Below are 14774 nucleotides of genomic sequence, written 5' to 3'. Positions count from 1 at the left end.
ATTTGTTTGTGGTGTACAGAGAAATTTGTTACATAAAGTATTATTTCAGTGAATAACATCTCTATCTAGTAGTGAAAGATGACTCCATCCGACAGTCAGGATGGAGGTGAATTTCACAGATTATAACCTTTTTGATTTTGAATATATTGCTTAATAGACCTCTTGCAAAAAATATTTTTTGATCAACTCCATATTGTAAAAAGCAGCAATCAAATTTAGACGTAACCCCATTCGTTTACGTCTATTCCAATAACGCTCAGCAAGTATTCTAAACACTTTTAATTTGCTATTGATATGTTCAATACAAATACGTCTTCCTATTTCTCGATTGATTCGTTTTTGTAATGGACAAAGTGTCTGCTTCTTACTTGCTTTAAAAGGTATTAAGCACGTTACGCCTAATTTAACTAGTCCTTGATAGCCCTTATCCACGAGCAGTAAAGCTTTATATCTTTGTTTCTTTTGATGATTTTTAAATAATTGAAAATCATGTGTTCGGCCTGATGAAACAGCAAGGGATAAAATCTGTTTTGTTTCATAATTAACTGTCAGTTGTGCTTTAATCGTATGACGCTTTTTCTTTCCACTATAGAATTTCTTTTGTTTTTTTGGATGCTCTATGCTTTGATGTGTGCCGAAATAACAGGACACTTCCACTTGGGAGATTCTATGCAGCCAACTTGTAAAAGTCCTCTGCTGTCTGATTTGGTGCCTTAAAATTCAGACCTTTCTGAATTCTCTGCTGATTATAAAATAGCTCTATGTATTTTGTAATATCTGCTTTAGCTTCATCTCTGGTTCTATAATTGCAGTGGTGAACAAGTTCATTATTTAGTATTCCCCAAAAGCTTTCAATTGGCGCATTATCAAAGCAGTCACCACGCTTACTCATGGAACCTTGAAAATCATATTTTTCAAGCATGTTTCGATAATCATGGCTGCAATATTGACTGCCTCGGTCTGAATGGACAATTAAGCCTTGTCGTGGTTTTTGATTCCTAACAGCCATCTTAAGAGCATCACAGACTAACTGTGCTGTCATACGTTCACTTAAGCTATAGCCAATCACTTGTTTGCTATAAAGATCCTTTAAAGCAGCTAAATATAACCATCCCTCATTTGTCCAAATGTAGGGGTGAGTAGACCAAGGGAATCTCACCCTTAGCCCCTCGCAGAACCGGACGTGAACCTCTCAGCTCATCCGGCTCCCATTATCCAACCGTTGGTAAACATCCCATTTTCCAGTGCACAAAGGCATTTGGAAAATCACGCGCAAGTCGCCCTAAGGCATATCTAGCCCGTCTTTTATGACGGGCCAAGTTTTTATACTTACGCCTCATCCAGCGTATAAGATAAGCATTCATGTGTTGCCAGATCGCTGACATTGCTGAACCATGGAATCGACCATAGTATTGCTGCCAACCTTGAAGAATTGGATTGAATATTGCAGATAAATCACTTAATTCGCGATTACACATCAGATGTAGATGCCATTTCCGAATAGTCTGTCGCATTGCTTTAAGTGCATCACGACTGACTGCAGGAGAGAAATTTACATAAACTCTTTTATACTTGTCCACAGCCTTACGGGGCCTAAACGTGTACCCGAGAAAAGTAAATTGAACATCGGGATATGCTTGGCGACGATTCACATCTTGGCAATAAACAATCTTTGTCTTATCTGGATGTAATTCGAGTCCACATTCACGAAATCGTGCACCAATCTTTTGTAAAACAAGTTTGGCTTGAGATAAACTTCGGCAATGAATTACTCCATCATCCGCATAGCGGCAGAATCTTACACTCGCAAGATTCTTGGTAATCCACATGTCAAAAGCATAATGCATAAATAAATTAGCCAATAGAGGACTGATAACTCCACCTTGCGGTGTGCCGCGATTCCTTTCTAAAACTTGACCATCTACATTTTGCATAGGTGCTTTTAACCAGCGTTCTACATAGAGAAGAATCCATGGAATTTCGCAGTGTTTCTTAAGTGCACGCATGAGTAGATTATGATCAATGTTATCAAATAAACCTTTGATATCAAATTCCACAACCCAGTCATACTCCCAACTTCGTCGCCTCACCATAGCTATCGCATCATGGGCAGAACGCCCTGGACGATAGCCATAAGAGTTTGGATGAAATAGAGGATCAATCCGTGGCTCCAATATAAGCTTGACAGCTGTTTGTGCTACTCGATCCGCTACTGTTGGAATGCCTAACATACGTACCCCACCTGATTTCTTTGGAATCGGTACACCTTTGACTGGCGATGGAAAATAACTGCCTGAACAAAGTCGATTCCATAGTTTATACAGGTTGCCTTTTAAGTGGTGTTCGAATTGCTCAATAGATTCATGATCGATGCCTGCAGCACCGCCATTCTCTTTGACTTTCTTAAATGCCTCCCAGATTAACGCTTTAGGAATGTTAAATGGTTTGGTCATAAAGTTTTGCTCCTCCTGCTTGCACAGTTGACAAATCCGTAGACCTGGATAATGCAACCCCTTCGCTCCATTACCATTACAGTAACTTCAACACTACTACGAGTTGCTCCGCCCCTTGGTGACGCATTGCTATTATCAGCCTTGCCTTTTGAGCTTGTGCCTTTCGCTTGACATCGCCACCGAAGGTTCCCGCAGTTCAACGTAAGAGCCTGAATTAGGATCGCGCTGCCTCTACGCCGGACACCGAATGGCCCGTAAGCAGGTAACGGCCAAACTGATCGCGGGGCAACATCCATCCCCGGTTTTGATGTCATTTGAGTACTTTCGACACTTGAACGGCAGTTCACTGGTGTTCGCCTTCCTAATTCTTACCTGACGCCTATACAACGCCTTTTCCATAACGCTCACGACCGGGACTTTTGATCCAAGCCGCTTATGGTGGTTTGCTACCTGCTCCTGCAAGCCGATAGCGAGGGGCCATACCCTCATCTCTTACGCCGCTTGCTGCGGCACACTAATGTCACTTACCCATGCAACATTCGGAGCAGTTACTGCAAAGTTTTGCTCTAATAAGTTATTGTAAACTGAACGATTATGATCGCTATTTGTTGTCCTTTTAAAACGCTTATGACGCTTACAGTACAACTGATTTTGCTTTTTAATACAACGGACTGCATACTCACTGATTTGAATGCCTTGTGACTGTAGATACTTCGCTAGACGAACACAACCATAGCTTTCATGGGTTTCCTGATGTGCTATTTTGACTAGGATTGTTTGCTAGTTTCTTAAAACAACTCTTTTACTCATGCCTTGTTTCAACCAGTCATAAAATCGCGAAACTGATACTTTTAACAGCTTCGCCATCATGGTAATTGGATATGTATCTTTATACTGTTTCATACAGGCGTACCTCACTGACTTTCCTTGGCAAAGTACGCTGCTGCTTTTTTTAGGAATTCTCTTTCCATTTCAGCTGTTTTGAGTTGCTGTTTGAGTTTTTTATTTTCTTCGAGTAAAGCAACGAGATCAGGTGAATATTGCTATGTGCCTGCTAAGGTTCCAGCTTTTGCTTTATTGTACCAATTTGATGTGTGCTGATAAAAACGGAGACTTTAACTTAGGCGGTTTTGGGTAGCCAAGTTGTAAATGCCCTTTGCCTTTTGATTTGGTGTCTTAAAATATATTTCTTTTTAAACAACACCAAATTTTTAATGGGTCAAAATTTATTCAGTTTCAAGAAAATCCTGTTGGTGTAATACAGCCATAGATTTATGTAAGGGAGCAGGCAGCATGTCATCTAAGCAATTAAGCTGAATAGAATGCGGGCGACCAATACATGCTAGATGTAAGCAAAATTTAAATGCCGCAAGTGCATGACCATCTTTTACTGAATAGAGTTGTAGACGAGGGAATTCCTCTTGTGTCGGTGGATGTTGATTTGTTGATGCTTTTGCTAATTTGAAAAGCTGAGGCTGTTGTTTAGTATCTAATTTTATTTGTAAATCTTGTCCAAGTAAGTGCCAAAATTTGGCAGGAAATAAATCTTTAACTTGAGAGAAAAAATGTTCAAGTTGATCGATATCCTTCCAGCGATAATGGATACCTGTATGTGATGCAGTCACTCGATTCAAAAATATATTTAGGACGTAAGCAATTTGTGTTGGTTTTTGACGCGCTATTTTCTGTAGTTGTTCAAAAAAGTAAGTCATAGCATGAAGCTCTTCAGCAGTATCAAGCATTGCAGGTTTTAACTGCGTTGAACTATCACTACTAAATAAACGTGGATTCCCTTTTTGTGATTTTATAGCAGCTAAATTTAAAGTATTTTCATACCAATAATTGACAAGTTCTTCAGGTAAACACATTTTTTGAGATACAGCTAAAGGATCACTGTGAATTTCTAATTGGTTTAGTGTTTCATAGAAGCGTTTAAGTGAAATTTTAGAATCTTCTGTCCCAGCAAAGTAAGCAAAGAAATCATGTGGTTGCTTTGATTGTAAGGAGATTTCATTCAAAACGTCATCTGCATTACTTTGAAGCCAGTTGGTTCGATCATTTAATAATAGCGTGGCTAGAGTTGCCTGATTTTTTTCAAAATTGAAGACTTTTTCATTATTTGTTATTTTTAAATTTTTAAATGTTGCATTATGCCCCATGATTTTTTTAGCTAGCTCATTAGACATATCTGGATGATGTTTTTGTAGTTTTTGACCCGCGATGAGATAACTTAAATGAATATAGCTTTTGAAAGTTTCAACGGGTTCTATATGTCCTAAGAGGTGTGCAATAACAAACCAATGGTTTTGCCCATGTTGATTTTGAAGAAGTTCAGCTCGAATTTTTATATATTCGTCTTCGCTATAGTCAGTCAACTCTTGAACCAATGGTGCGTATTTGCAGTTAAGTAACAGTGATAAGTGATTCGCTGCAGTATGGCGAAATGAGTGAAATGAATAATGATGTTCCTTGAAGATTTGATTTAGTATTTGTTTCAATGGAGCTGTGATGATATGTTTATTTAGCTTTCTATTTTCATTCAAGTTGCTGAATAAATGTAAATTTATCTTATTTTCTAAACGTTTTTCAGCAACAAAATCTTTAAAAAATTCGTACTCCTCAGCTTTAAGCAAAGCGTAGGTAGGTACAATCCGTTCCGCACTATCAGTTTTGAGCAGATGTTGATTCCCTTGTTTTTTTGAACCGTAAGGTTGGACCCAAATAGAAAGTTGATCTAAACCCTCAATATCTTTTACACGTAACCCGAGTATTTCGTTAATACGCATACCAGTACGGTAGGCCAAAATATAAATAATTTTTAATAATTTATATTGATGGTCTGAGATGGATTGGTCATGTAAGAACTGATCTAACTTTTTTAATATTACTTGGAAGGCTGTGTAACCAATGATGCGTGCACGAGGTCTACTTTGTGATGCGATAAATTCAAGTTCAAAATCTTCTGCTTGAAAAACAATTTGTTGAAAAGTGTGAAAACGTTTCAACATATGGATCGTTTGGCCTTTAGATTTTTTAAACTCAGGTTGATCTGCTTCATCAGCAAGTCGTGTATTACTTATGATTTGTTGATAGATTTTGTTTAACAGATCATTAATATTATCTTCAGCATCGAAATATTGTAAGGCATGAGTTAAAAACGGCTCTGCGATTCGGGTGTAGTAGGTATAGATTGAACTATCTGCAAGTTTCTGATTGTCTTGAAACGACCTGGTATATTTAGCTGTATTAAAATCAAAATAAGTTGCTAGCTCATTTATGTGTCCTGCATTCGGCCGATAGAGACTGATGAGCCACAAAATAATACGTTTGGAAAACTCATTAAATTGAGCCTGGTATGTGAGGCAAAATTCAATAATGAGCTCCACAATGGGGTGTTCCGTTGATGATGTACGAATAATTTTCAGTAAGTTTTTATGAATAAATATTACATTTTCTATTGCTTCAGATGTATTAATAACTGGTATGGCTTTGACTGTAGAAGAGACATTTCGTTCGATTTCATCACTTAATTGGATTTTAAGTTTTGGCAGAGCAAAGTTTTCAAACTCATGCTCTGATAGACCGCATGTGAGCGTTTTTTCTAATAAACATTGTGATAATGCTGGGTCCACATCTGAATTTTTTAGTTGTAGCCAGTTGAAATTGGCGTAGTCACGTAGAAATTTAAAAGTTTTGTTGGTATATGGATATTTAATTTTTTGAAAGATGAGACGAAGGTAGGCTTCTACATCAAGACTAATGTTACGAATTTGTCTTACATTAAAGTGTATAAGCCAAAGGCGTGTTAGTTGATCAGGAATAAAATTACGCGATTTTCGTATCGTTTTCTCATCAACAAATAGATCACCGTAGCTTGGAGAAAGCGGTTCTAAAAAGATAATATTTAGATCGCAAATCTTTGAACCGTACCGGGTTTGTCGGAGACATTTTTATTTAAGTTAGGCCACGTGACCTAACGGGTTAATCTTATCATAGTACATTGCTTCAAACTCAAAAGGCGATACATAACCCAATGCGCTGTGTACACGCTTTTTGTTGAACCAATCTACCCAATTTAATGTCGCAAGTTGTACATCCGCTAAACCTTGCCAGTCTGCTTTTAAATATTCAATCACCTCTGTTTTGTATAAGCCATTCACTGTTTCAGCCAAAGCGTTATCGTATGAATCACCGGTCGTACCGACTGATGCTCGTAAATTTGCTGCTTCTAAACGATTGGTATAGCGAATTGAAAGATATTGAACACCTCTATCTGAATGATGAATCACATTCTTAGGCATACCTCGGTCATGCAATGCTTGCTCTAGTGCATCGAGCACCATGTCTGTATTCATACGTGTTGATACTTTCCATCCAACAATCGCTCGTGAGAACACATCAATAATAAAGGCGGTATAGACCCAGCCTGAATGAGTTTGAATATACGTGAAGTCACCGACCTGAGAAGCATCGCTTCGCAAGGGTTTGGATAATCAGCAGTAAAATTACGTTTCACTAAATCATCCGCTCTTTTTTGATCATCTCGGCTACGGGTGGTGTATTTATTCTTCCCACGCCAAACACCCTGTATACCTAGCTTCTTCATCAAGCGAACCACTGTATAGCCAAATCCTAAAAACTATAGAACAATAGAGATATGGGATATTCAAAAGATTTTAAAGACAAAGTCATAGAAATTATGATTCGAGATGAAATGTCTGTGCGAAAAGCAGCACAGCATTTTAACATCTGTATACAAACGATTCAGAACTGGAAAAAGTCCACTACAAACAAACCTATTCCTGGCCGTCCAGCTAAAATTAGCAGAGAGCAAATATTGAAGGATGTTGAACAATATCCTGATGATTATCAGTATGAGCGAGCTGAACGTTTAGGAGTAAGCACTCATGCGGTATTTAATGCATTACATGCCGCAGGAATATCGCGTAAAAAAAGACGTTAAAGCATCCTAAAGCAGATCAAAATCAACGTCAGCAATTTCAAAATCTCATAGAGTGTTTAGAAGGGAAATTGCCTCTGATTTACATAGATGAAAGTGGTTTTCAAAGTGAAAGTACCAGAACTCATAGTTATAGCCTTCAAGGAACACGTGCTGAAGGTGAATTTAACTGGCAGTTGAAGAATTGCAGTAATGCGATCGGTGCAATTATCGAAAATAGATTGTTGACAGTTGGTGTGTTTAATTGTTCTGTGAATACAGAAGTATTTGAATGTTGGATTGAACAGGATTTATTACCTAAGTTGAAAGAAAGCAGTGTTTTGATTATGGACAATGCGACCTTTCACAAAGGGAAAAGACTTCAGGAGTTGATACGTTGTGCAGGCCATTACATTGTGTGGCTTCCTAAATATAGTCCAGATTTAAATCCAATAGAAAATATGTGGTCACGAGTCAAGGCGATTCGAACTAAGTTTAGAGTTAAAGATATTGATAAATTATTTAAAGATTACTGTAATGATTTATTTGGTATTTAGCTATACAGCGTGCAATAACATAACCTTCACGTTTCAGTTGTTGCCAAACTTTACGTACACCATATCGACCTGAACTTTCTTTCCAAATTCGTTTAATTTGTTCAGCATGATGCAAATCATGTAGATCTCGCTTTGCTCGATGTTCTGGGTTTTCAGCAATATCTAGTGTTCGATAATAGGTAGAAGCTGAGATCGGTAAAATCCTACAAATCGCCTCAACACCATATAACGCCTTATTGTTATGGATGAAATCCACCATTATTTGTGTGGGCGGTCGAGCTCCGCCTGGGCGAAAAAAGCGGCTGCTTTACGCAGAATTTCATTGGCACGCTTTAATTCTTTGATTTCACGTTCCATTTGCTTCATTTTTTCTTGATCAGAGATCTGTTGTACTTTGATAGGATTTTGCTCATCTAAATGCTTTTGATGCCAAGCACGAAGTGTTTCAGGAGTACAACCAATCTTAGGCGCAATAGCTGTGATCGCAGCCCAATTAGATGGATAGTCTTTTTCAGATTCAATCAATAATTGAACCGATCTTTCTCTGATTTCAGGGGTATATTTTAATTTGGTCATCGGAACATTCTCTCAGAATACTGAGTCTCCGACAAACCCGGTACGGTTCACCTCAATGATGCAACGGACAATTCATGATTACATCTATTATTATAATCATGAAAGAATACAACTAAATTTAAAAGGATTGAGCCTTGTTCAATTCAGAACTCAATCCTGTTGTTAACTAAACTGTCCAAGATTTGGGGTTCAGTTCAAATGGGCGGTTTTTTAGTTGCCTAGATTGTAGTAATGGTCCAGTTGTCTCATTTGGTAGTCGCTCATTTCAGCATCCTTAAAGAATTCATCTCTTGACTCAAGTACATCTCGAACATTCTTTATGATCTCTTTTGCCTGAAACTCGGTTAACCCAAAGGCATTGCAGCGACTCAATAGATTTTGCGCCGTTCCGATTCGGCCTTCTTCTCCCACGGCGATCGCATGTTCTTTTGGGTAAGATGCGCGAGATCCGTGCGGTAGAACATCAAATAGAGGGCTGAGTGAATAATGATGATTTTTCATGTCATGCATTAAGAAGCCATGGTTTTTTAAATGATCATCTGTATTACTGATCATCACATTCAAGACCATGCGCTTATATAGCTCTAATTGATTGCTGATTGCGTCATGGCAAATTTGACTGCAGATCTTAGACAAATGCATATAAGACATCTTTAAGTCGTCTACGCGCACTTTACGGATGTTCATAAGGCTGTGTGCGCTGATGTAGTGTTTCTTTCGCTCAGGGCAGTTACGATCAAAGCGCTCAACAAGCAAAATAGGGTTGCCTTCAACTTCTTCAAGCTCGACATTGCTGACATTCAAACCTAAAGCTTGCGCCATCTTCATTGATGCATATTCAACTTTTGCATTATCAAAGAGGTCATCGGATTTATTGAATTTCGCAATCCACTCAATGCCTTTGTGCTGTACGACCACTTTAGGTCGCGCACCCCCCATTGATGACCCATGGTGAATGAGTTTTGATAAATAATTATCGGTCATCATGCTGATCATGTTCGGGTCTTGGTGCTGATCAACTGCTTTAGATAATTTTAAGTAAGCCTGTAAGTCAGAGAATTTAACAAAGGATTCTTTGCCAACGGTTTTGACCGCTTTAGAAGACAAACTCGCCACTAAGCACCCAACTGCATTACCACGTGCCGCAATAAGCCATTCAATTTGATTGAGTGGTACGCGAGTGTGCTGGGTTAACGTAAGCTTACGACCCCAATTGTCGGGCGTAGCATCTGCAAGTACGCCAAAGCCATCTTTAGCTGCAGTGGTGTACGCCGTGTTGGGTGTAATAAATGGTAGGTTAATTGGATCAAGCTCAAATGAGTTATTGAGATCCAAATAGCTCTTACCATAAATAAAATTATAGATTGAATCTTTGAGCGCATATTGAGCAACAACTTGCGGCGTATCGCCTGTATCCAAAAAAATGTAGCAGCTCTTAATTTCTTCTTGCATGGATAGGTTTTTAGAAGTCATCACTCATATCCTCTGATTTATTATTAGCGCGGACTCGAACTTTTTTGGTAGCGAGTGCTTTTCCAACTTCGTCATTTTGTGGGTTCGCAATACTAAGCAAACTGTCTTCCAAGCCAAATACAACGAGAATGGAAATAAGATTTTTTAGGTTAGAGCTGGGTTTGCCGCTTTCAAGTCGTGAGATTGTCTTTTCATCCACATGCACACGGTTAGCCAATTCGCTAATCGTCATATTCCGGTTCATGCGTGCTGTTTTGATGTTACTCCCGATCTGAACCAACAGATCTTCAACACCCTCAAGCATAAAATCACTTGCTGCTCTTTTCATGAAAAATCTCCTCAATAAGGTCATTATATACCGATTAACCGACTTAAGCAGTATTTTATGGGTGTTTATTCAAGGTATATTTTAAGGGCTTTTATGCTATTGAGCCTATTTGCAGGGTTGGTGCATAATTTAAATTGACTTGAGAGGAAGTGCGCTGTGTAAGTGCGAGAAATAAAAGAAAGGTAAAGTAATGGATCAACCGAAAATTCTTTTGGAAATGGAGCAATTTTGTAAAACCAATAACCATGTAAGGTTAATGGTCAAGGAGATATGTCGTTATCCTGTGGGTGAATGCGTCATGGAGCGTATGTCATTAAAAACGCAGGCCATACAGCGCATAGATGACATAGTAATGTTTCACAGGTTTGCGATGTCCGCGCATAAAAATAATGGTGAAGTTGTTGACTCTGTATTTGAACAATTTAATTCAGATTGCGGTAACTTGTTTGATGATATTGAGGATGATCTAGAGATGGTATCTGGGTTTAGAATGGTATCGCCAAACTTTAATCACAAAGAGCAAAATCGCCGTGTGGGTTCATTGGCTGATGAGAGTTTAGTGATTAATTTGTGGGCCACAATTGAGCAATTCACTAATCGCTGTTTAGGTTTGTATTATCCGGGTAGGCGTTTATCGCACAAATGGCATGAGATTGAGAACTACTTACGTGATCGTGGATTAAATGTGTCTAATGCACTTTCATACCAGCTGATTGATGAGCTTCGGGTTTTAAACAATGTGATCAAACATTCTTATGTTGTAGATAAAAAATTGGCTAATTATAAAAATTTTGCAGGACTACAGGGTAAAACAATAGATAGGGTTAGGTTGAAGACATTTGATTACACTTTGGCTGCATATAGTTTTATTAGTTTAGTTATCTGCCGTACTGCTGAAAGTGAGTTTTATCCAATAACCGATCAAGATGATATTGAAGAAGCTGAATACTCAAAATTACTGAATTTTAATAATCGCGTGGCATTAAATTAATCCCTAAACATTGATTTTTTGTTTAACTAAATGTGCGGAATTCTCCATCTATAATCTGTGATTTAGATGGAGATGGATAGCACGCCTTTTCAGTCGGGTCTTTCTTGGTTTTGGATGTATTCTCGAATTACATCAATTGTCGCTCCACCTGTTGTAAGTAGACAGTATGCCCTCGTCCAAAGCACAGGTTTCCAATAATAAGGTTTTAGTTCTTCACCGAACTCCTTGCGTATCAGTCTGCTTGATACAGTTTTTAGATTATTGATGAATTTACTTGGCATGATATTCGGGTGCATATCTAACAATAAGTGAATATGATCAGCTTCACCATTGAACTCAATCAAGTCAATCTCCCAATCAGCACAGTTCTTTTTTACAATTTCTTCAAGCCGATTGATCATCTCATTTGAAAGGCATTTCTTGCGATATTTTGTTACCAACACTAAATGATATGTAAGTTTATAAACACAGTGATAATGTGACTTCATTACATTTACACTAAGCAATTAATTTGCTAAATTATAACCATGAAACAACCTTTTTTGAAAGCGTATAAATATCGCATCTATCCTACTTCTGAGCAGAAAGTGCAATTTGAAAAGCACTTCGGATGCACTCGCTTTATTTTCAATTGGGCTTTAGCACTTCAAACTAAAGCTCATTCTGAAACTCAAAAATTATTATCAAAAAAGGATATTCAAGACCAATTAGTTGCCATGAAAAAACAACCTGAATTCGAATGGTTGAACGAGGTGAATAGTCAATCACTTCTTAGTGGGTTACTTCACCTACACACTGCTTACAACAACTTTTTTCAGCGATTAAAGAAAGGCAAGGTTGAATTCAGAAAGATCAAAGGATATAAACCAAATCCTGATGAAAAACGCCCATTAAGTCATCTTGTCGGCTACCCACGGTTCAAATCCAAGAAAATACCGCAACGGTCTTATCAATGCCCTCAGCACGCAACAGTGAGCTTTGAGAACGGATTACTTCATCTACCTAAAATTAAAGGGATAAAAACTGTATTTAGTCGGGTATTTAATGGGAAAATCAAAACTGTCACCATTAGCAAAACAGCGACAGGTAAGTATTATGCTTCGATTTTGGTCGAGTCAGAGTTAGAACTTGTTGCATCAACAACAATTCAAGCTGATCAAACCATCGGAATTGATATGGGTTTGAATCACATGCTCATTCAATCCGATGGTAATAAGGTTGAAAATCCAAAATACTTGCGACAGGCTCAAAACCGACTATCCATACAGCAGAAGATATTTGCTCGAAAGAAGAAAGAATCAAAGAATTATCAACGTCAAAAATTAAGTGTTGCATTCATCCATGAAAAAGTGCGCCTGCAACGCTTAGACCTACATCACAAACTCACGCATTACTTGATCTGTGAAAACCAAGCGACCACGTATGCTGTAGAAGATTTAGGGATAAAAAACATGGTAAGAAATCGAAAATTAGCCAAGTCCATTTCGGATGTGGCTTGGGGTCAATTTCTTACGATATTGCAATACAAGGCAAAATGGTTCGGTAAGAATGTGCTACAAATTGGAAGATTCGTTCCAAGTTCTAAAGCATGTTCATGTTGTGGTTATACTATGACAAAATTGCCACTAAGCATAAGAGAATGGCAATGTCCTGACTGTGAAACAGTGCATGATCGTGATTTGAATGCAAGCTTGAATATACGCAATTTCGCTTTAGCTGATGCACTAGGACATAGTGCTGTATAAAGAGTTCCTGTACCGCCATACTGTCAGCGCAGTGCGGTATCGAAAGGTGCAATCTCTAAGATTGCATGGGTCGCAAAGATTCCCCCACCATAGCTCTTAGCTTGGTGGTGGGAGTATGTCAAGAAACCACTCAAATGCTTTGGTATTGTCTTGTGCTACACCAAGTCCATTTTGATATAGCTTTGCAATGCTGTTTTGAGCTGCAGCGTATTCATGTGCTTGCATATAGTACTCAAAGGCTTTTTGATGGTTTTGCGGAACAATGATGCCTTTTTCATAAAAGTAACCAAGATAGTAAATAGTTCCTTCAGAAGGGTGCTTCTTACTTAACTCGGTAAAAATATTAAATGCCTTTTGATAATCTTGTTTCATTCCAAGACCGGTAAGGTACATAAATCCAATTTGTTCTTGGGATGTTATATCGCCTTTATCGGCCGCTGCCTTTAAATATTTATATGCTTTCTGAACGTCTCTTTGTGCGCCAAAGTAGCCATTTAAGTATTGAAGACCGGCATAAGCTTGAGCTTCAGTGTGTCCTTGTGCTGCAGCACGCTCAAGATATTGTAAGCTTTTCTTGTAGGACTCTGGTTTACCAAAATCTGTTGCATAGATAAAACCTAAAAAAAACTGAGCGTCAGCATTGTTTTGATTGGCTGATTTAGTTAACCACTCAACGACCGTTGGTTGTTTGTCGCTACCCTTAATATTTTCATCATAAAGTGCCGCGCCTAATTCATATTGAGCATCAGCATTTCCTTGTTTTGCTGAGTACAATAGCCACTCAATACCACGTTCCTCATTCTCTGGGACACCTTCACCATAGTAATATGCATACCCCAATTCATATTGGGCTTTGGCATCACCTTGGTAAGCTAATTTTTTTGTTTCTTCCAAATTGAAAGCGCCTGCAAAAGCCGTACTAACAAATAGAGAAAGTGAAATTGAAAGTATTGTTTTCTTGAAATTCATAGGTTCGATTAGGTTTTAACCGAGGTGAGCTAGTTATTGAGGGTTACAACGAAGGCGATAGCGTCAGCATTGCAAACTTTCAGTCAAGAACGGATTACGCTATTGAGCATTTTGTGTTTGCGGATCGCGCATTTACGCTAAGTGAACTTTTGGCTCATTACCAAGTAAGCGGCACTGAAAGTGGCGATAATATCAGCTTGCCATCGCATCTAAATGGTGATTTAAGCTTTGATCTTAAAGGTGGTGCTGATTCATTTAACAGTACAAATATCTCAAGCAACGTGACTGTGGATGCTGGTGATGGCGATGATTACGTTCTCACAGGTTCAGGGAACGACACCCTGATTGGTGGAGCAGGGAATGACTCACTGTATGGTGGTGCAGGTAATGACACACTAATTGGTGGCGTAGGTCGTGATATTTTACATGGTGGAAGTGGTGCTGATACGTTTGTTTTTGATCTAATAAATATTGATGGAAATATTGATGAAATTAGGGATTTTAATGTATCTGATGGTGATTTAATTGATGTGTCTAGCTTGTTGGATGGTGCAAATCAAGATTCATTGGCAGATTTTCTTGAGGTAACTAATACTGGTGGCAGCGTCACTATTGGTCTAAAGGATGGTAATGGTGTTGGGACTGACTTCCTTGTGCTTTCAAATTGGAATTCTGCCAACAATCTGGATGACTTAATAGCAATGAATGCTTTAATCATATAGTCCAGTTGAAAGTTAAAAACC

At 38.4% G+C, this 14774-nt stretch carries 11 protein-coding genes, 6 pseudogenes and 1 other annotated feature; of the genes and pseudogenes, 6 read left to right on the top strand and 11 right to left on the bottom strand.

Going from position 1 to position 14774, the window contains the following annotated elements; all coding sequences use genetic code 11:
• Positions 1-150: 150 nt before the first annotated feature.
• From G0028_RS19650 to G0028_RS19625, 6 genes and pseudogenes are all read right to left on the bottom strand, one after another.
• Complete coding sequence (locus G0028_RS19650; protein WP_180047754.1) at positions 151-657, bottom strand: transposase family protein; 507 nt, start codon at positions 655-657, stop codon at positions 151-153.
• Between the two features lie 10 nt (positions 658-667).
• A pseudogene (locus G0028_RS19645) lies at positions 668-1147 on the bottom strand (IS3 family transposase); the annotation flags it as partial.
• 64 nt (positions 1148-1211) lie between these two features.
• On the bottom strand, positions 1212-2453 hold the full coding sequence (gene ltrA, locus G0028_RS19640) for a group II intron reverse transcriptase/maturase (protein ID WP_180047752.1): 1242 nt from the start codon (positions 2451-2453) through the stop codon (positions 1212-1214).
• A 513-nt stretch (positions 2454-2966) separates the two neighbouring features.
• A pseudogene (locus G0028_RS19635) lies at positions 2967-3553 on the bottom strand (IS3 family transposase); the annotation flags it as partial.
• Positions 3554-3679: 126 nt separating this feature from the next.
• Positions 3680-6373 (bottom strand): annotated as a pseudogene (locus G0028_RS19630) (site-specific integrase); the annotation flags it as partial.
• Positions 6374-6412: 39 nt separating this feature from the next.
• Positions 6413-7074: pseudogene (locus G0028_RS19625) on the bottom strand (IS3 family transposase); the annotation flags it as partial.
• A gap of 36 nt (positions 7075-7110) precedes the next feature.
• Here G0028_RS19625 and G0028_RS19620 point away from each other — a divergent pair.
• Positions 7111-7416, top strand: coding sequence for an IS630 transposase-related protein (locus G0028_RS19620; protein WP_087547287.1), 306 nt, complete (start codon positions 7111-7113; stop codon positions 7414-7416).
• A 47-nt stretch (positions 7417-7463) separates the two neighbouring features.
• Complete coding sequence (locus G0028_RS19615; protein WP_227554803.1) at positions 7464-7949, top strand: transposase; 486 nt, start codon at positions 7464-7466, stop codon at positions 7947-7949.
• Between the two features lie 4 nt (positions 7950-7953).
• On the opposite strand, the pseudogene G0028_RS19610 reads toward G0028_RS19615, so the two are convergent.
• Positions 7954-8525 (bottom strand): annotated as a pseudogene (locus tag G0028_RS19610) (IS3-like element ISAba34 family transposase); the annotation flags it as partial.
• Positions 8134-8250, bottom strand: a sequence feature (AL1L pseudoknot). Its footprint overlaps the pseudogene before it by 117 nt.
• A 58-nt stretch (positions 8526-8583) precedes the next feature.
• Between G0028_RS19610 and G0028_RS19605 the strand changes: the two are divergent.
• Positions 8584-8691, top strand: a pseudogene (locus G0028_RS19605) (IS3 family transposase); the annotation flags it as partial.
• A 44-nt stretch (positions 8692-8735) separates the two neighbouring features.
• On the opposite strand, the gene G0028_RS19600 reads toward G0028_RS19605, so the two are convergent.
• Both G0028_RS19600 and G0028_RS19595 read right to left on the bottom strand, forming a co-directional pair.
• Positions 8736-9998, bottom strand: a complete 1263-nt coding sequence (locus G0028_RS19600; RefSeq protein WP_227554839.1) for a type II toxin-antitoxin system HipA family toxin — start codon at positions 9996-9998, stop codon at positions 8736-8738.
• Complete coding sequence (locus G0028_RS19595) at positions 9988-10326, bottom strand: helix-turn-helix domain-containing protein (RefSeq protein ID WP_111886070.1); 339 nt, start codon at positions 10324-10326, stop codon at positions 9988-9990. The genes G0028_RS19600 and G0028_RS19595 overlap by 11 nt, the downstream gene beginning before the upstream one ends.
• Before the next feature lie 190 nt (positions 10327-10516).
• Between G0028_RS19595 and G0028_RS19590 the strand changes: the two genes are divergently transcribed.
• Positions 10517-11317, top strand: coding sequence for a hypothetical protein (locus G0028_RS19590; protein ID WP_152873596.1), 801 nt, complete (start codon positions 10517-10519; stop codon positions 11315-11317).
• Positions 11318-11406: 89 nt separating this feature from the next.
• Here the strand turns inward: G0028_RS19590 and tnpA are convergent, their stop codons facing one another.
• Positions 11407-11805, bottom strand: a complete 399-nt coding sequence (tnpA, locus tag G0028_RS19585) for an IS200/IS605 family transposase (RefSeq protein WP_152873595.1) — start codon at positions 11803-11805, stop codon at positions 11407-11409.
• Positions 11806-11859: 54 nt separating this feature from the next.
• On the opposite strand from tnpA, the gene G0028_RS19580 reads away from it, so the two are divergent.
• Positions 11860-13062 carry a transposase gene (locus G0028_RS19580; RefSeq protein WP_227554838.1) on the top strand — a complete coding sequence of 401 codons (1203 nt, stop codon included), beginning with the start codon at positions 11860-11862 and terminating at the stop codon, positions 13060-13062.
• A 96-nt stretch (positions 13063-13158) separates the two neighbouring features.
• Here the strand turns inward: G0028_RS19580 and G0028_RS19575 are convergent, their stop codons facing one another.
• On the bottom strand, positions 13159-14031 hold the full coding sequence (locus G0028_RS19575) for a tetratricopeptide repeat protein (protein ID WP_180047581.1): 873 nt from the start codon (positions 14029-14031) through the stop codon (positions 13159-13161).
• Positions 14032-14144: 113 nt separating this feature from the next.
• On the opposite strand from G0028_RS19575, the gene G0028_RS21315 reads away from it, so the two are divergent.
• On the top strand, positions 14145-14753 hold the full coding sequence (locus G0028_RS21315) for a calcium-binding protein (RefSeq protein ID WP_218946374.1): 609 nt from the start codon (positions 14145-14147) through the stop codon (positions 14751-14753).
• Positions 14754-14774 lie beyond the last annotated feature (21 nt).

Source organism: Acinetobacter piscicola (genome assembly GCF_015218165.1).
Classification (GTDB): Bacteria; Pseudomonadota; Gammaproteobacteria; order Pseudomonadales; family Moraxellaceae; genus Acinetobacter; species Acinetobacter piscicola_A.
The sequence above is the reverse complement of the archived record's forward strand: the minus strand, read 5'-3'. Positions and strand labels throughout refer to the sequence as shown.